At 68.3% G+C, this 16,232-nt stretch carries 16 protein-coding genes; 5 read left to right on the top strand and 11 right to left on the bottom strand.

Annotation, left to right across the window (positions count from 1 at the left end):
- The first annotated feature begins 20 nt into the window (after window positions 1–20).
- Window positions 21–1,082: a serine hydrolase domain-containing protein gene (locus H4281_RS15125; RefSeq protein ID WP_182891512.1), complete on the top strand. Its 1,062-nt coding sequence runs from the start codon at window positions 21–23 to the stop codon at window positions 1,080–1,082.
- Window positions 1,083–1,243: 161 nt separating this feature from the next.
- On the opposite strand, the gene H4281_RS15120 is transcribed toward H4281_RS15125, so the two are convergent.
- Window positions 1,244–1,525 carry a hypothetical protein gene (locus H4281_RS15120; RefSeq protein ID WP_182891511.1) on the bottom strand — a complete coding sequence of 94 codons (282 nt, stop codon included), beginning with the start codon at window positions 1,523–1,525 and terminating at the stop codon, window positions 1,244–1,246.
- 643 nt (window positions 1,526–2,168) lie between these two features.
- Window positions 2,169–2,576 (bottom strand): winged helix-turn-helix transcriptional regulator, encoded by a 408-nt coding sequence (locus H4281_RS15115; RefSeq protein WP_182891510.1) that lies wholly within the window; start codon window positions 2,574–2,576, stop codon window positions 2,169–2,171.
- A gap of 62 nt (window positions 2,577–2,638) precedes the next feature.
- Between H4281_RS15115 and H4281_RS15110 the strand changes: the two genes are divergently transcribed.
- The gene (locus H4281_RS15110) at window positions 2,639–3,538 is read left to right on the top strand and encodes an MBL fold metallo-hydrolase (RefSeq protein ID WP_182891509.1); all 900 of its coding nucleotides are present in this window, start codon (window positions 2,639–2,641) and stop codon (window positions 3,536–3,538) included.
- A gap of 17 nt (window positions 3,539–3,555) precedes the next feature.
- Here the strand turns inward: H4281_RS15110 and H4281_RS15105 are convergent, their stop codons facing one another.
- Window positions 3,556–4,218, bottom strand: a complete 663-nt coding sequence (locus tag H4281_RS15105; protein ID WP_182891508.1) for a TetR/AcrR family transcriptional regulator — start codon at window positions 4,216–4,218, stop codon at window positions 3,556–3,558.
- 124 nt (window positions 4,219–4,342) lie between these two features.
- On the opposite strand from H4281_RS15105, the gene H4281_RS15100 reads away from it, so the two are divergent.
- The 3 genes from H4281_RS15100 (at window position 4,343) to H4281_RS15090 (ending at window position 6,642) form a co-directional block, all read left to right on the top strand.
- Window positions 4,343–4,843 (top strand): cupin domain-containing protein, encoded by a 501-nt coding sequence (locus tag H4281_RS15100; RefSeq protein WP_182891507.1) that lies wholly within the window; start codon window positions 4,343–4,345, stop codon window positions 4,841–4,843.
- A gap of 907 nt (window positions 4,844–5,750) precedes the next feature.
- Window positions 5,751–5,915, top strand: coding sequence for a hypothetical protein (locus H4281_RS15095; protein ID WP_093572809.1), 165 nt, complete (start codon window positions 5,751–5,753; stop codon window positions 5,913–5,915).
- 82 nt (window positions 5,916–5,997) lie between these two features.
- A complete protein-coding gene (locus H4281_RS15090; RefSeq protein WP_182891506.1) occupies window positions 5,998–6,642 on the top strand; it encodes a carbonic anhydrase in 645 nt (214 codons plus the stop codon).
- Between the two features lie 265 nt (window positions 6,643–6,907).
- Here the strand turns inward: H4281_RS15090 and H4281_RS15085 are convergent, their stop codons facing one another.
- From H4281_RS15085 to dnaK, 8 genes are read right to left on the bottom strand one after another with little or no spacing between them, the layout of a single operon-like run.
- Window positions 6,908–8,293, bottom strand: a complete 1,386-nt coding sequence (locus tag H4281_RS15085) for a glucose-6-phosphate dehydrogenase (RefSeq protein ID WP_182891505.1) — start codon at window positions 8,291–8,293, stop codon at window positions 6,908–6,910.
- Between the two features lie 30 nt (window positions 8,294–8,323).
- Window positions 8,324–8,656, bottom strand: a complete 333-nt coding sequence (locus H4281_RS15080) for a hypothetical protein (protein WP_182891504.1) — start codon at window positions 8,654–8,656, stop codon at window positions 8,324–8,326.
- On the bottom strand, window positions 8,653–9,837 hold the full coding sequence (locus H4281_RS15075; protein WP_182891503.1) for a PucR family transcriptional regulator: 1,185 nt from the start codon (window positions 9,835–9,837) through the stop codon (window positions 8,653–8,655). Before H4281_RS15075 ends, H4281_RS15080 begins: the two co-directional genes overlap by 4 nt.
- Before the next feature lie 22 nt (window positions 9,838–9,859).
- Window positions 9,860–12,493 carry an ATP-dependent chaperone ClpB gene (gene clpB / locus H4281_RS15070; RefSeq protein ID WP_182891502.1) on the bottom strand — a complete coding sequence of 878 codons (2,634 nt, stop codon included), beginning with the start codon at window positions 12,491–12,493 and terminating at the stop codon, window positions 9,860–9,862.
- A gap of 2 nt (window positions 12,494–12,495) precedes the next feature.
- Window positions 12,496–12,810, bottom strand: coding sequence for a chaperone modulator CbpM (locus H4281_RS15065; RefSeq protein WP_182891501.1), 315 nt, complete (start codon window positions 12,808–12,810; stop codon window positions 12,496–12,498).
- Entirely contained in the window at window positions 12,807–13,736 is a 930-nt protein-coding gene (locus H4281_RS15060; RefSeq protein WP_182891500.1) for a DnaJ C-terminal domain-containing protein, read from the bottom strand. Before H4281_RS15060 ends, H4281_RS15065 begins: the two co-directional genes overlap by 4 nt.
- Entirely contained in the window at window positions 13,736–14,215 is a 480-nt protein-coding gene (locus H4281_RS15055; protein WP_182891499.1) for a nucleotide exchange factor GrpE, read from the bottom strand. Before H4281_RS15055 ends, H4281_RS15060 begins: the two co-directional genes overlap by 1 nt.
- 5 nt (window positions 14,216–14,220) lie before the next feature.
- Window positions 14,221–16,104, bottom strand: coding sequence for a molecular chaperone DnaK (gene dnaK / locus H4281_RS15050; protein WP_182891498.1), 1,884 nt, complete (start codon window positions 16,102–16,104; stop codon window positions 14,221–14,223).
- Window positions 16,105–16,232: the final 128 nt, after the last annotated feature.

Below are 16,232 nucleotides of genomic sequence, written 5' to 3'. Positions count from 1 at the left end.
GATACGGAACGAGGAAACCGATGCTCACCACTGTGCCGTTTGTACTGACCGCTGCCCTGCTCGCCCCCGCTGCCCCCGCCACGACTGACCCTGTTCGCACGGTCGCGCAGGAAGCGGTTTCGGCCGGTGCCACGGGCGTGCAGATCCGCTCGGTCCGGGACGGACACTTCCGTACCGTGACCGCCGGAGTGTCCGAACTGGACTCCCGGAAGCCGCTCTCGCCGACCGGACGATTCCGGATCGGCAGCACGACCAAGTCGTTCGTGGCCACGGTGACCATGCAACTCGTCGCCGAGCACCGCCTCGGGCTGGACACCCCGGTCGAGCGGTACCTGCCCGGACTGCTGCCGCACGGCAATGAGATCACCGTGCGGATGCTCCTGCAGCACACCAGCGGGCTCTACAACTACCTCCGGACGATCTCGCTTGCCGGCACCGATCTGGAGAAGGTCCGCTACCAGCACTTTTCGCCGGAGCAACTGGTCGCCGTCGCGACCGCACAGCCGCTCGATTTCCCGCCGGGCAGTAAATACTCGTACTCCAACACCAACTACACCGTGCTCGGCATGCTGATCGAACGGACCACCGGGCACGCGTGGGGCGACGAGGTGGCCAAGCGGATCCTGCGCCCGCTCGGCATGCACGACACGACGGTGCCCGGCGACCGCACCCGGATTCCCGGCCGGCACGCACACGGGTACCAGGAGATGAACGGGAAGCTGGTCGACGTCAGCGAGCTGAACCCGAGCGTCGCCGGCGCCGCGGGCGAGATCATCTCCACGACCGCGGACCTGGACAAGTTCGTCGAAGCGCTCGCGACGGGGCGGCTCGTTCCGCCGGCGCTGCTGGGGCAGATGACCACCCCGCGATCGGCGATCGACGAGTACGGCTTGGGGTTGCAGACCCGGACCACGCCGTGCGGGATTCCGGTTTTCGGGCACACCGGCGGGATTCCCGGCTACGGGACGGTCGCGTTCACCAGCGCGGACGGGAAGCGCCGGGTCGAAGCCTCGCTGACGTTGGGTCGCGGCCCCGACAACGACACCTTTTATGCGCTGATCGACAAGGCGATCTGCGCCTGAGCCGGGACGCGGCGTGGGGTCCGGCCGGGGAAGCCGGCCCCCAAGCCGCGCCGGGTCAGGACACCTTGGGCGTCGCCCGCACCCCGAAGTGCAGGCACGGCTCGCCGGTCGCCAGCGGGCGAGCAAGATCGGCATCCAGAACCGCGCGCCCGGCGGCCGGATCAGGAACAGCGTGTCCGGCAACGGCACCAGGTCGTAGTTCTCCTCTTCTCCGCCACCAGTTCCGCCAACCCTCCGGTCACGGTGGTCTTCAGCCGCAGGCCGCCCGGGCTTTGCGAGAGCTCGATCCGCGAACCCGCCCGCTCGTAGACGCCGAGATGCCGGCTCGCGTCCACCTCCACCGGGACGGCCGGCGGCTCCGGCGGACGCGGCACCGCTACATCCGCCAGTTCGGCGTACCGGCCGCCGTCCGGGTACTCGACCACGCCGATCTCGTCGCGCACGGCGGAAGGTCCCCAGCCCGGAGTTGCGCTTCTTGCGATGGGCGGGTCAGACCGGGCGACCGCGACCAACGGCCCCGTCCCGAACTGCCGACGGCAAGATGTCATGCGCACAACCGGGGTCCGGACCGTCCACAACAGACTGGACTTCTGCGGCTGCGCGCCGAGATCACGACATTCCAGGGCGAGCAGATCGTCGACGAGGAGATCAGCGTCGAGACACCCGGACTGGCCTCACAGGTCGTGTGGTCGGCGAACGCCGACCGGGTTCGGCCGGGATCCGACCGATACGCGTGGGTGTCCGACGACCTCGACGTGATCTAACCCAACCGGCTGTTCTTCGCCCCCGTCAAGGATCTCGGCCTCGGCGGTCATATGGATTCGGTCATCACACCGGGGCCGGACGGCACCGCCGAGGTCGAGTTGCGTGCGCACGGCTTCAATACCTGACGCGCATCTGCGCTCCCGTCGCGGGAATCTCGTTCAGCGACAACTACTTCGATCTCCGCGACGGCGAACGGAAACGCATCGGGATCTCGGGGATTCCCGGCGGGTTCGACCCGCATCTGCTCGAGATCGCCACGTTCGCCGGGAATTGACGTTGCGGGGCAACGGGAATTCGCCTGACGGGCGAGCGACTCGCCCGTCAGGACCGGTGTCGTTTGTCGAATTCGCACTGTGCCGCCGCGACGCTGTCAAGATGACGGCTGGTCCAGTCGTAGAGCGCGCGCATCGGCTCGTAGAGACTCCGGCCGAGGTCGGTGAGGTCGTAGCTGACCGCCAGCGGACCGTCGGCCGCGATGTGCCGCCGCACGATTCCGTTGCGCTCCAGGCGCCGCAGCGTCTGCGTCAGCACCTTCTGCGTGATGCCGTCGACCCTGCGGCGCAGCGAGTTGAACCTGGCCGGCCCCTCGTCGAGAACGCTGATCACGAGGACCGTCCACTTGTCGGCCAGTTGATCGAGCAGGAACCGCGCCGGGCAGTCGCGGTACAGCGCCGACAACGGCGCCGGCCGAGCCTCTGCGGTTTCCCCGGGGATACCTGGTGACTTCATAGTTCCTATTTTATACCAAGTTTCCTTCAGATACCTTTGATAAGGCGAAAGGAGCAGCACATATGCCAGCTACCAGCCCAGGTGCCTACGCCAGCGCGGTCCACTGGACGATCGGCGACCAGACCCTGACCACCATCAGCGACGGGTACTTCGAGACTGACTTGTCGGTGGTGTTCCCCGAATTCGACAACGAAGAAGCTGCGCGGCTGCAACGCACCGCACACCGCCCTGCGACGCCGAGGATCACGCACAACATGTACGTCGTCCGTGGCCCCTGGCACGCGCCCGTGCTCATCGATGTGGGCATGGGCGACGGCTGGGGGCCGACGATGGGGCACGTTCCCTGCGCACTGGCGTCGATCGGCGTACTGCCCGAGGAGGTCGGCACGGTCATGCTCACCCATCTCCACCTGGATCACAGTGCCGGCCTGATCAACGCCGACGGCACCCCGCGCTTCCCCAACGCCGACGTCGTGATGCACGCAGAAGAGGCGGACTACTGGCTGACCGACACGCCGGACAAGATGCCGGTCGACGTCCCGCCGTGGGCCGAAGAGATCACCAGGTTCAGCGTCGCGAAGGCGGTCGCGCCCTACCGCCACAGCATCCGCACGTTCACCGGCGAGAGGGAGCTCGTCCCCGGCATCACGGCGGTGCCGCTGACCGGACACACGCCGGGCCATTCCGGCTACCGCGTCGGCACCGGCGAACGATCGGTACTGACCGTGGGCGACATCGTCCACCTGCCCGCCGTCCAGGGACCTCGCGCGGACGCGACCGTCGTGTTCGACGTCGACCCCGCCGCGGCGGCCAAAGCCCGCGAGGACCTGCTCGACGACGCCGCACGAAACGAGTATCTGATCGCGGGCGCACACACCGAATTCCCGGGTGTCGGCCGAGTCAGCCGGCAGGGCGACGGCTACGAAATCACCCCGGAGCTGTGGGTCGCCTCACTCGCCTGACCGAGGCGGCGCGATGGTCATCCGGCCGGGCTGCGGAGCAGGGCAGCCGACACCTGCGCCGCCAGCCATTCCTGCGTTTCGTCCCAGGTCCAGCCGCAGTCCGCGACGTAAAGCCGCCAGGACTGATGACCCAGGAAGAACCACAGGACATCGGTCGCGCGGTCCTGCGTCAGGCCCTCCCGCAAAGCCCGCAGGTCCCGCAGGCGCCCGGCGACTTCCGAGAGGGCCTCGCGGTAGAGGCGATCCGTCTGGACGAGGGTCTGCCTGGCGGCCTCGTCGACCGCGGCGCTCGTGACCAGCACCCGCAGGAGGCCGAAATGTCCTTCGTTGTCGACCCGCACGCCGTGCACAGTCACGGCTACCACCTGTAGCGGATCGCGCGAGGCACGGACCGCCGCGAGTGTCTGATCGACGACCGAGTCGCCGAGGCCCTTTCCGATGAGGCGCCTCAGGATCGAGGACTTGCCGCCGGTGCTCGCATACACGGTAGGAATGGCGGTCTCGGCTTCCCGTGCGATGTCGGCGACAGTGACCTTCGCGTAGCCGTGCTCGACGAACAGTCGCCTGGCGGCATCGAGGATGGCCGTCCGGGTCTCCTCGGCCGCTTTGGCTCGCCTGTCGGCGCGGTACGGGCGGCGCTCGACCTGGGGCTGGGAACTCATGGCTTCGTGGTCGGTCAAACCGCACCGCGTCCTTTCAATATGGGGACCCTATATCGAATATAGATACCCTGGATTATGATCCCGGGCACCCGGCGCCTGGGTGACAGCCGGTGCCCCCATCGTCTCTGAGGAGTCACGCACTATGAGCGTCTTCCCGCCGACCGCCGACGGAGCCTCGGCCCGCCAGTACGTCCTGGGACAGGAACTGCAGGTCACCATCCTCACCGCCGCCGCGGAGACCGAGGGCCGCCACGACGTCACCGACTCCGTCATGCCGGCTGGCGCGGCGACACCGCTCCACCTGCACACGCGATACGAGGAACGATTGTGGGTGGTGTCCGGCTCGCTGACCGTCTGGGCCGGGCCAGACACGGTGACGCTGCGCTCCGGAGATTTCTTCACCATTCCCAAGCACGTGGCCCACGCGATCAAATCCGGCCCCGAAGGGGCTCGGGCGCTCAACATCACCTCGCCGGCCGGGTTCGCCGAACTCATTGAGCGGGCAGGCACCCCGCTGGCTCTCGCGACGTCCGAGACCGAACTCGACGCGGAGCGGTTCGCCGCGGTGGCCGAGGAACTCGGCGACACCGTCCTCGGCCCGCCCGGCATGATCCCCGCCGACCTGGACCGCCCGGGCCGGTAGTCCTGCTTCCCTTCTGTCGGCGATACCGGCTGAAGGGAAGGGAGTGTCGCGACCGTGCGCATGTGTCCACAACGGAATAGCGTGCTGCACCGGATGGACGGACGGCCCCTGTGCCCGCCGCTCGGTTCGCCCCCGATCCCGCATGCCCTGACCGACTGGCCACGACGGCGGAAACCGGCGCAGCTCAGACAACTGCTATCGGAGCTGAGCCAGTCAGCACCTCCGCCGAAACCGGACGCTGATGCCGCGCTCGATGCTCCGAGCCAATCTTCCGAGACCGCTCCCCCAGACCTGGATCAAGCCCAGCGGTGCTCTCGCCCGGATTATCCGACGACACCCCATGTCGATCGTCCGCTGCCGCGGCAAGATGACCGCCGGCAGCGACGTGTGCGCCGGCGAGAGCGTGCAGAAGACCCGGCCCGACCTCAGCCCAACCGATCAGCGTCAGCCCACAACGATCCCCACCATGATGCTCACCGCCGAGACGACCGGATCACGCCGAGCACTCCGCCCGGTCACTTCGACCCCCTCACGATGCTGCGCCAGACCGGGAGTGGACCAGACAAACAACCTGGCATTCGCGAGTCCGAGACCTCCATCACACGACGACAGCAGCCGACACCGCACGACACCACCGAGGCCCCGCGACCACATGGAAGGTCTTGTCCGACATCACTACAGGTCGGCCGCGAACTCTTAACCAGCGGGTTCGGGGTTCAAGTCCCTGCTGGCGCACCCACCCTCCCCAGGTTCGAGAAGTTTCGGCCTGGGGATTTTTGGCGTCCGGACCCGATTGCCGGTTCCGCGGGGGGGGGGCTTCGCGGACGGACTGGGCCGCATAGACCGGCCGCGGCTGGGTATCCCTTCCGGAGAATCGCGGTTTCCCGGCGATGGTCAGGAGGGCTCCATGCTGGCACTGCTCGGTCTGCTTCTGGTGATCTGGCTGGTGTGCATCGTGCTCGGGGTGGTGATCAAAGGCCTGTTCTGGCTCGTCGTCGTGGGCGCCGTCCTGTTCCTGGCGACCGCCGCGGTCGGCTTCGTGAAACGGGCCGCGCTCGGACGGGGGCGCTAAACCGTCCGCGAACTGTTCAAACCTGAGCTCGGCGAGACGATCGCAACACCGCTTGCCGTCGCCGTCGGCTTAGGCTGAGGTCATGGCCGACACGACACCGCCGACTCCGCAAGAAGCGTTCGACCTGCTGATGGCAGGCAACCATCGCTTCGTCACCAGCGCCCCGGAACACCCCAACCAGGACGCTGCCCGCCGCGCGGCGATCGCGCCGAACCAGCACCCGTTCGCGGTCCTGTTCGGGTGTTCCGACTCGCGCCTCGCCGCCGAGATCATCTTCGACCGCGGACTCGGCGACCTGTTCGTCGTGCGCACCGCCGGCCAGGTGATCGGCGGGGAGGTCCTTGGCAGCATCGAGTACGGCGTCGACCTGCTCGACTGCCCGCTCGTCGTCGTCCTCGGCCACGACTCCTGCGGTGCCGTCGGCGCGGCTCGCGCAGCCCTCGAAGACGGGCTCGCGCCGGTCGGGTACGTCCGCGACGTCGTCGAGAAGGTGACGCCCAGCGTCCTCGCCGCACGGGCCGCGGGCCGGGTCGAACCGCACGAGATTCTGGCTGAGCACGTCAAGCACACCGTCGACCTGCTGCTGGACCGCTCCCGCGTGCTCGCGGACCGGGTCGCGGACGGGCGGGCGGCTGTGGTCGGTCTGCGTTACCGGCTGGCCGACGGGTCCGCTGAAGTCGTGGCCGCGCACGGTATCGACGCTTCTGCCGCCAAGTCGGTGTCCTGACTGCTGCGCAGGCGTTGCTGAGGAGGTTCGCCGAGGCCATCATGGCCTCGGCGAACCGAACTGGGTGGGTCGACACTGGGCGGCAGTGAATGCCCGAGCCGTCCTTCGTGGGACTCCAGCTTGAGGGCACGCTGTCGATCGAACCACCAGAGATCGCCTATGGTCAGTTTTCTGCACATGGAATGGGTTGGCGCGGACAAAATCTTCCTTGTCGCGGCGGTCGATCTGTCCGGCGACGCGCCCGAATCGGCGGTCGCGGCACGGATCAACGAGGTGCGGGCAGCCAGGGCGGCTGCCACGCCGGATACCCGTCCACCAGGTCGTCCGCGGCGGAAGGACCCCACGTTCCCGGTGCGTACCACCGTGCCGGGCGGGGATAAGCCAGCGCCGGCCGCAGAATTCGCCAGCTTTCCGCTACCGCGTCCTGCCAGGCGAAGAGCCGGTCGTCGCCCGCGAGGGCGTCCGCCAGCAGCCGTTCGTAAGGCGAACGCGGGGCGCCCAAGTCCCGTTCGAAGGTGGTGTCCAGGCGGACCGGACGCCATTGCCGCGCACTGTCCAAGCCGGACAGCCGGAGCCGGAACGCCGGGTCCGGCGAGATCCGCAGGACCAACTGGTTGGCCTCGACCTGTGCGGCGTCGGGCAGGAACCGCAGGCGTGGGGTGTGCTTGAAGATCAGCCGGACCTCGGTGGCGCTGGCGGGCAGGCATTTGCCCGCACGCAGGAAGATCGGCACTCCGGCCCAGCGCCAGTTGTCGATCGCCAGTTTGAGTGCGACGTAGGTTTCGGTGTTCGACCCGGGCGCCACCCCGGGCACGCCCTGGTAGCCCTCGTATTGTCCGCGCACGCAGTCGGCAGGCTCGACGGCCGGGATCGCCCGGAAGATCTCGAGTTTCTTCGCGCGCAGGTCCGCCACGCTCGACCCGACCGGCGCGTCCATCGCCACCAGCGCCAGCAGTTGCAGCAGATGGTTCTGCACGACGTCGCGCAGCGCCCCGACCTGGTCGTAGAACCGGCCGCGGCCGGCGACGTCCAGGTTCTCGGCCATCGTGATCTGGATGGCGGTGACGCTGTCGCGGTCCCACAGTTCGGCGAGCACGTGGTTCGCGAATCGCAGGTATTCGATTTCGGTGACCGGTTCCTTGCCGAGGAAATGGTCGACCAGGAGCACGTGCTGTTCGTCGAGGATCTCGTTCAGGCGTCCACGCAGTTCCCGCGCTGAAGCGAGATCGCTGCCGAAGGGTTTTTCCAGCGCTACGCGGGCGTCGGTCAGCAGACCCGCGGCGGCCAGGCGCTCCGCGACGGTGGCGAACAGCGAGGGAGGCAGCGCCAGGTAGTACAGCGGTCTGGCGGTCAGGTGCGAGGCAAGTGCTTGGTACAGCTCGGGATCGGTGGCTTCCCCGCTGAGGTAGGACAGCCGCCGGGACAGCCGGGCGAACACGGCGGGGTCGAAGTCGTCGACGGCTTTCTCGACGGAGCGGCGGGCGAGTTCGGTGAACTCGGCCCGGGACAACGAAGCGGTGGCGGTGCCGATGACCGGACAGTGCAGTTCGCCGCGTTGTTCCAGCCGGTAGAGCGCGGGAAGGGTCATTTTCGCCGCGAGATCCCCGGTGATCCCGAAAATCACCAGGGCGCCGGCGTTCCAGTCCGCCATCGGTTCAGTCCTGCCGGACCGGCGGGGTGGTCACAGCAGGCCCGCCTCGTCCGGGTCGATCTCGCAGGTGCGTTCGCGGCCCAGCGGTGCCGACACCGACGTGACCGTGCCGGTGCCGCAGCCGCGCCAGGCCACGGTGACGCCTTGCGGCTCGTCGTGGCTCGATCCGAGCGGGCCTTGCGCGGCGGTTTCGGCGGGGCCGGCGTGATACGTGCGGATGTCTTGGCCGGTGCCGTCGACCCGGGTGACTTCGTAGGCGAAGATCGCGACGCGCTGTCCGACGGCCGGGAAATCCGGCGGCCACGGGTTGTCGAAGAGCCCGCCGCTCGGGGTGCCGAGGGTTTTCGCGGTGATCTGGTTCATGGTCTATTCCTTTGAGAGTGGGTTTGCGTGTCGACGCGCAGTGCTTGCATCGCGGTGACCAGCTCGGCCAGGTCGCGAGGGTCGGTCAGCGACCGGTCGGTGAGTTCCCGGATCCGCCGCAGCCGGTAGCGGACGGTGTTGGCGTGGCAGTGCAAAGTCTGTCCGGCGCGTTCGGAGGAGCCGCCGCCGGCGAAGTAGGCCTCGATGGTCTCCAGGAGCAGATCTCGTTCGTCGGCGGGCAAATCCAGGACCGGGCCGAAGACCTGGTCGCCGAGCCGACGACCCTCGTCGGGGTCATAGGCGACGAGCGCGGCCAGCGGGCTGGGATCGAACGCGCGGACCTCGACGCGTTCGGGCGAAGCACCGGCCAGTGCGGTGCGCGCCAGGTGCAGCGCGCGCGGGGTGTCGGCGAGCGACGTGTACAGCGGGCTGACGCCGGTGCGGGTCAGCGCCACCTCGTTGAGCACGGCCAGCACCGCGCTGTATTGCTCGTCGCGCAACGAAACCAACCCGGCCTGCGAAACCGGAGTGAGCTGCCACGCCGACACGATGCCGAGCTGCCCGAGCCGCCGTTCGATGCCGACCAGGCTCTCCTCCGCCAACCCACGAGTCTCCGCCGCGACGACGGCGAGCTTTCCTTCAGGAGGCAGGCCGAGCAGCCGTCCGGCTTCCCACGGTCCGGCTTCGGAGAGGCGCTGGCCGGTGAACAGCGCCTCGGCCAGCGCGGAGCGACGTCGTTGCTGGGCAACGAGAAGCTCCGCGCTCGCGGTCCGGTAAGCCTCGGTCACGTGCACCGCGTGCTCGTCGGTGACCTGCCAGAGCAGACTTGCCGCGTCGATCAGCACCTCGGTTTCGCCGGTCTCGCGGGCGTGCGCGGCCAGGAGGTCCCACAGCATCGCGGTGCCGATCCGGTACACCTGCAGCACCTCCGGCAACGGCGCGCCCTGGTGCGCGCGCCGGCTGCCGGTCTCCTGCGGTGCGCCCTGGTCCGGGTCTTCGATCCCGCCGAGCGCGTCGACCAGGAACCGCACGTTGACCGCGACCGAACGGTGCAGGTCGGCGCGCGGCACGATCTTCTCGTCCCGGTAGAGGTCGATCCGTTCGCACGCCGCCGCGCAGATGTCGTCGATCAGCCGCGGCAGCCGCGGCTGGACCCACGCGGCGAGCCCGCCAGCAGTCATCGGCCCGCCCGCGAGGCCGCGATCATGCCGCTGCCTCTCGGTCCCGGCAGGTCACGGTGAGCACGCCGTCGTCGAGGCTGACGTCGACGACCGTGTTGTCGTGCGCTTCGCCGCCGAGCAGCGCGCGCCCGATCCGGGTCTCGACCTCCCGGGCGAGGAACCGGCGCAGCGGCCGGGCCCCGTACACCGGGTCGAAGCCCTGTTCCGCGATGAAGCGCAGTGCTTTGTCGGATACTTCCAGGGTCATGTTCTGCTCGGCGAGCCGTTTGCGCAGTTCGCCCAGCATCAGTTCGACGACCCGTTCGATCTCCGGCAGCGTCAGCGGTTTGAACAGCACGATGTCGTCGATCCGGTTGAGGAACTCCGGCCGGAAGTGCCCGCGCAGCGCCGCCATCACCTCGTCGCGCGCGGACTCGGTGATCTCGCCCTCGTCGTTCACCCCCTCGATCAGGAAGTGCGCGCCGATGTTGGAGGTCATGATGATGACGGTGTTGCGGAAGTCGACCGTGCGGCCCTGCGAATCAGTCAGCCGTCCGTCGTCGAGCACCTGCAGCAGAGTGTTGAACACGTCCGCGTGCGCCTTCTCGATCTCGTCGAACAACACCACCGAATACGGCTTCCGCCGCACCGCCTCGGTGAGCTGGCCGCCCTCGTCGTAGCCGACATACCCGGGCGGCGCGCCGACGAGCCGCGAGACCGTGTGCCGTTCCTGGTATTCGCTCATGTCGATCCGGACGATGTTGTCCTCGGTGTCGAACAGATCCGCGGCGAGCGCCTTCGCCAGTTCGGTCTTGCCGACGCCGGTCGGGCCCAGGAAGAGGAACGAACCGATCGGACGGCGCGGGTCCTTGATCCGCGACCGCGCGCGGATGATCGCGTCCGCGACCAGCTGCACCGCCTCGTCCTGCCCGATGACGCGCTCGTGCAGCAGTTCGTCCAGCCGCAGCAGCTTCGACCGCTCGCCCTCCTGCAGCCGGCTGACCGGAATGCCGGTCCACCGCGACACGACCGCCGCGATCTCCTCCTCGGTCACGACCTCGCGCAGCAACCGGGTGCCCGCCTGCCGCGTGGCGAGCAGTTCTTCTTCGCCCACCAGCCGTCGCTCCAGCTCGGGAAGCTTGCCGTGGCGCAGTTCGGCGGCCTTGTTCAGGTCGTAGGCGCGTTCCGCGGAGTCGGCGTCGCGACTGACCTGTTCGATTTCCTCGCGCAGCGCCTGAACCTTGTGCAGCGCGGACCGTTCCGCCTCCCACTGCGTCCGCATCCCGCTCGCCTCGGCGCGGAGGTCGACCAGCTCGCGACGCAGTTCTTCGAGCCGGGTCTTGCTCGCCGCGTCGGTTTCCTTCGCCAGCGCGGCTTCCTCGATCTCGGTGCGGGTCAGCCGCCGGCTCAGCTCGTCCAGTTCGGCGGGCATCGAGTCGATCTCCGTGCGCAGCATCGCGCACGCCTCGTCCACCAGGTCGATCGCCTTGTCCGGCAGGAACCGGTCCGAAATGTAGCGGTGACTCAGCACGACCGCGGCGACCAGCGCGCTGTCCTGGATCTTCACGCCGTGGAACACCTCGAGCCGCTCGCGCAGCCCGCGCATGATCGAAATCGCGTCCTCGACCGACGGCTCGTCCACCAGCACCGGCTGGAACCGTCGTTCGAGCGCGGCGTCCTTCTCGATGTACTTGCGGTACTCGTCCGCCGTCGTCGCCCCGATCAAATGCAGTTCGCCACGCGCCAGCATGGGTTTGAGCATGTTGCCGGCGTCGAGAGAAGACCCCGCACCTTCGGTGGCACCCGCGCCGACGACGGTGTGCAGTTCGTCGACGAACAAGAGGATCCGGCCCTCGGCCGCGGTCAGCTCGTTGAGCACGGCCTTCAGCCGCTCTTCGAACTCGCCCCGGTACTTCGCGCCCGCGACGAGCGCCCCGAGGTCGAGCGAGAACACCGTCTTGCCCTTGAGCCCTTCCGGCACGTCGCCGCGGTCGATGCGCTGCGCGAGCCCCTCGACGATCGCGGTCTTGCCCACGCCCGGATCCCCGGTGAGCACCGGATTGTTCTTCGTCTTGCGCGACAGGATCTGGATCACCCGGCGGATCTCCGCGTCCCGTCCGATGACCGGGTCCAGCTTGCCCGCCGCCGCGTCGGCGACGAGATCGCGGCCGTACTTTTCCAAAGCCTCGTAAGCGGATTCCGGCGTCGCCGAGGTGACCCGCTGGTTGCCGCGCACCTTCCGCAGCACCTCCAGGAACTTGTCCCGGGTCAAGCCCGCGCCGCGCAACAGCCGCCCGGCCGCGCTCGAACTGCCCTCCTCCAGCAATGCCGCGACGAGGTGTTCGACGGACACGTAATCGTCCTTCAGCCGTCCCGCTTCGCGATCGGCCGCGTCGAGCACGCGGGCCAGCCGGGCGGTCACGCGCGTTTCGCCGGGTGTAACGCCGGGTCCGCTTACCTTCGGGCGGCGTCCGAGTTCGGCTTCCAGCTCTTGCTTGAGCCGGGCCGGATCCGCGCCCGCTTCGGCGAGGAGCCGCGACGCGAGCCCGTCGGGCTGGTCGAGCAACGCGAGCAGCAGGTGTTCGCCGTCGACCTCCGGCTGGCCGTACCGCAGCGCGGCGGTCTGCGCGTCGTGCAGGGCTTCCTGGGATTTCTGGGTGAGCCGGTCGGGATCCATGGTCAGCCTCCGCTGCGTCGGGATCGGGTACGGAGGTCCGCTTCGAGGTCCGCGATGCGGTCGAGCAGGTCGGCGACCAGACCGACCGCGGCGTAGTTCAGCGAGAACCCGGCACGCAGCCGCTGGATCCGGGCCGCCGCCGACACCTGCGCGACCGGGTACCACCACTCGCCGCGCGCGTCCTCGACCGGTTCCAGCAGGCCCAGCACAGTGAACCGGCGGACCAGCTCCGGATGCAGGCCGGTCGCGTGCGCGAACGTCGGCAGGTCCAGGTGCGCCGCGGCAGGGTTGCGGCGCACGAGCGCGTAGGTGGTCATCGCGGCCTCCTCGGGTTGTCGTCGGTGGCCGCGGCCAGGTCCTCGTAGAGCTTCCGCTGCTCGTCGGTCAGTTCATTCGGCACGACGATCTTGACCGCGGCGTACAGATCGCCGGGGTTGCCGCGGGAATTCGGGATGCCGCGGCCGCGCAACCGCAGCTTGCGTCCGCTCGACGTTCCCGCCGCGATCTTCAGCTTCGCTTCGCCGCCGCCCGGGAGATCCATGGCCACGGTCGCGCCCAGTGCCGCTTCCGACGGCAGCAAAGGAAGATCGACGGTCACGTCCCGTCCGTCTATTTGGTACCGCTTGTCGTGCACCAGATGCACCACCAGGTACAGGTCGCCGCGCGGTGCGCCTTCGCCGCTGCCGTAGCCGCCCTGCCCCGCCAGCCGGATGCGTTTGCCGTCGATCACCCCGGCCGGGATGTTGACGTCGACGGTGCGCGCGCCCTCCGGGCCGTTGAGGGTGAACGCACGCCGTCCGCCCTGGTAGGCCTCGTTCAGGCTGATCTCGACGCCGGCTTCCTGATCGGCGCCGGGGACCGGGCCGCGCGGCTGACGCCCGAAGCCTTGGAAGCCGCCGCCGAACATGCCGCCGAAGAGGTCTTCGAAGTCGACTCCTTCGGCGCTCTGGAAACCGCCCTGAAAACCGCCGCCTGCCTTGGCACGGGCGTAGGTTTCCGGGTCCATGTCCGGAGGAACCTGCCGGAAGTCCTTGCCGAACGCGTCGTAGCGCTTGCGTTTCTCCGGTTCGGAAAGGACGTCGTACGCCTCGGAGACGGCTTTGAACTTCTCCTCCGCTCCCGGGTCTTTGTTCACGTCCGGGTGGTATTTGCGGGCGAGTTTGCGGTACGCCTTCTGGATTTCGTCCTGGCTTGCTGTCCGGGAGACGCCGAGCAGCTCGTAAAAGTCCTCGCTGTCGCTCATCAATCCGCCTTCGCGACCACGACCGCCGCGGGCCGCAGCTGGTTCTCGGCGTCGCCGTAACCGGGGCGCACGACCTGGACCACCGTGCCCGGCTTGACGCCCACCGCCGGAACGACCGATACCGCTTCGTGCAGCTGCGGGTCGAACGGTTCCCCCTGGTCGTCCCCGTACCGGGGGAAGCCGAGGTTGGACATCGCCAGGTCAGCCTGCGCACGCACCGCTTCTACCCCGGCGACGATGGTTTTGGGGTCTGCCTCGGCATGCCCGATGGCCAGGTCCAGATTATCCAGCACAGTGAGCAGTTCCTTGGCGGCCCGCTTGCGTTCCTGTTGCCGCACTTGCACGGTGTCCCGCACGGTGCGCTTGCGGAGGTTGTCCAGATCGGCCATCGCCGTGCGCCAGTTGTTCTCCAGCTCGGCGACCCGCGACTGGAGCCAGGAGTTGTCTTCCGGTTCGGCGTCTTGCTGCTGGTTCTCCATGGCGGTCAGGAGGTCGTGAACTCGGCGTCGACCACGTCGTCACCGTCGCCGCCGCCGCCCGGGGAACGCGCGCCGGGCGCGTCGCCGGCCGCGGTCGCGACCGCGGCCAAGCCGTGGAACAGCTGCTGGAGTTCCGAGGTCATCGACCGCAGCTTCGCCAGGCTCGGCTCGTCCTGGTCGAGGAGGTCCCGGGCATCCACGGCAAGGTTCTCCGCGCGTGCTTTTTCGTTGACCGGCACCGCGTCGCCGATTTCCGCGACGCTTTTCTCCACCTGGTAAACGGCGCTGTCCAAGGTATTGCGGGCGTCGACGATCTCCCGCAGCTTGGCGTCCTCGGCCCGGTGCGCCTCGGCGTCGGCGACCATGCGGTCCACGTCGGCAGAGTCCAAATTGGAGCTTTCGGAGATGGTGATGGCCTGTTCCCGGCCGGAGTTGGTGTCCTTGGCCGAGACGTTGAGGATGCCGTTCGCGTCGATGTCGTAGGTGACCTCGATCTGCGGCACGCCGCGCGGGGCGGGCGGGATGTTCTCGAGCCGGAACCGGCCGAGCACCCGGTTGTCCGCCGCCTTCTCCCGCTCGCCTTGCAGAACCACGACGTCCACCGCGGACTGGTTGTCCTCCGCGGTGGAGAAGGTTTCCTTGCGCCGGGCCGGGATCGTGGTGTTGCGGTCGATGACCTTGGTCATCACGCCGCCCATCGTCTCGATGCCCAGCGACAGCGGGGTGACGTCGAGCAGCAGGACGTCTTTGGCCTCGCCCTTGATGATGCCCGCCTGGATCGCCGCGCCGAGAGCGACGACCTCGTCCGGGTTGACCGTCATGTTCGGGTCTTTGCCGCCGGTCATGCGGCGCACCAGCGCCTGCACCGCCGGAATCCGCGTCGAACCGCCGACCAGGATCACCTCGTCGATGTCGTTCGCGGTGAGCTTCGCGTCGGACAACGCTCGCTCCACCGGCACCTTGCAGCGCTCGACAAGATCGGAGGTGATCTGGTCGAACGTCGAGCGCATCAACGTCGTGTTCAGATGCTTCGGCCCGGAGGCGTCCGCGGTGATGAACGGCAGGTTGATCGTGGTCTGCGTGACCGAGGACAGCTCTTCCTTCGCCTTGGACGCGGCCTCGAACAACCGTTGCAGCGCTTGCGGATCCTTGCGCAGGTCGATGCCATTGTCCTTTTCGAACTGATCCGCCAGATAGTCGACGACCCGGCGATCGAAATCGTCGCCGCCCAAATGCGTGTCCCCGGCCGTGGAACGCACCTCGACCACACCGTCACCGATGTCCAGCACGCTCACGTCGAACGTCCCGCCGCCGAGATCGAACACCAGCACCGTCTCGTGCTGTTTCTTGTCCAACCCGTAAGCCAGTGCCGCCGCGGTCGGCTCGTTGATGATCCGCAGCACCTCCAGCCCCGCGATGCGACCCGCGTCCTTCGTCGCCTGGCGCTGCGCGTCGTTGAAATACGCCGGAACCGTGATGACCGCCTCGGTGACCTTCTCCCCCAGGAACTTCGACGCGTCGTCCACCAGTTTGCGCAACACCAGCGCCGAAACCTCCTCCGGCGCGTACTTCTTGCCGTGCACGTCGAACCGCACCGCGTTGTCCGGCCCCGGCACGACGTCGTAGGACACCGCGTCGATCTCGCTGGCCACCTCGTCGTAGCGGCGCCCGATGAACCGCTTCGCCGACGAGATGGTGCCCTTCGGATTCATGATCGCCTGCCGCCGCGCGAGCTGCCCGACCAGCCGCTCGCCCGAATCGGTGTACGCGACCACCGAAGGAGTCGTCCGCGCGCCGTCCGAATTGGCGATCACCGCGGGCTGACCGCCCTCCAGCACCGCGATGACCGAGTTGGTCGTCCCCAGGTCGATGCCCACCGCTTTCGCCACGACGCCGTTCCTTTCCGGGTTTTATTTCCTGTCCGAGAGCCTCGGAACGGGAGAAGTTCGAGGTCTGGTGTACTGAAGGAGGAAAGGGGCGTCAAGGCGAAATGATCTTTGCTGGTGCGTTTTCCTGG

This window comes from Amycolatopsis dendrobii (assembly GCF_014145675.1).
Classification (GTDB): domain Bacteria; phylum Actinomycetota; class Actinomycetes; order Mycobacteriales; family Pseudonocardiaceae; genus Amycolatopsis; species Amycolatopsis dendrobii.
Note: the sequence above shows the minus strand (reverse complement) of the source record. Positions and strands in the feature narration are given on the sequence as shown.

Bases quoted from the DNA above. Each gene is read 5' to 3' on its own strand.
- H4281_RS15100 (WP_182891507.1), top strand. From the start codon at position 4,343: ATGAGCGTCTTCCCGCCGACCGCCGACGGAGCCTCGGCCCGCCAGTAC.
- clpB (WP_182891502.1), bottom strand. From the start codon at position 12,493: ATGGATCCCGACCGGCTCACCCAGAAATCCCAGGAAGCCCTGCACGAC.
- H4281_RS15090 (WP_182891506.1), top strand. From the start codon at position 5,998: ATGGCCGACACGACACCGCCGACTCCGCAAGAAGCGTTCGACCTGCTG.
- H4281_RS15060 (WP_182891500.1), bottom strand. From the start codon at position 13,736: ATGAGCGACAGCGAGGACTTTTACGAGCTGCTCGGCGTCTCCCGGACA.
- H4281_RS15095 (WP_093572809.1), top strand. From the start codon at position 5,751: ATGCTGGCACTGCTCGGTCTGCTTCTGGTGATCTGGCTGGTGTGCATC.
- H4281_RS15125 (WP_182891512.1), top strand. From the start codon at position 21: ATGCTCACCACTGTGCCGTTTGTACTGACCGCTGCCCTGCTCGCCCCC.
- H4281_RS15055 (WP_182891499.1), bottom strand. From the start codon at position 14,215: ATGGAGAACCAGCAGCAAGACGCCGAACCGGAAGACAACTCCTGGCTC.
- H4281_RS15110 (WP_182891509.1), top strand. From the start codon at position 2,639: ATGCCAGCTACCAGCCCAGGTGCCTACGCCAGCGCGGTCCACTGGACG.
- H4281_RS15065 (WP_182891501.1), bottom strand. From the start codon at position 12,810: ATGACCACCTACGCGCTCGTGCGCCGCAACCCTGCCGCGGCGCACCTG.
- H4281_RS15115 (WP_182891510.1), bottom strand. From the start codon at position 2,576: ATGAAGTCACCAGGTATCCCCGGGGAAACCGCAGAGGCTCGGCCGGCG.
- H4281_RS15080 (WP_182891504.1), bottom strand. From the start codon at position 8,656: ATGAACCAGATCACCGCGAAAACCCTCGGCACCCCGAGCGGCGGGCTC.
- H4281_RS15085 (WP_182891505.1), bottom strand. From the start codon at position 8,293: ATGGCGGACTGGAACGCCGGCGCCCTGGTGATTTTCGGGATCACCGGG.
- H4281_RS15075 (WP_182891503.1), bottom strand. From the start codon at position 9,837: ATGACTGCTGGCGGGCTCGCCGCGTGGGTCCAGCCGCGGCTGCCGCGG.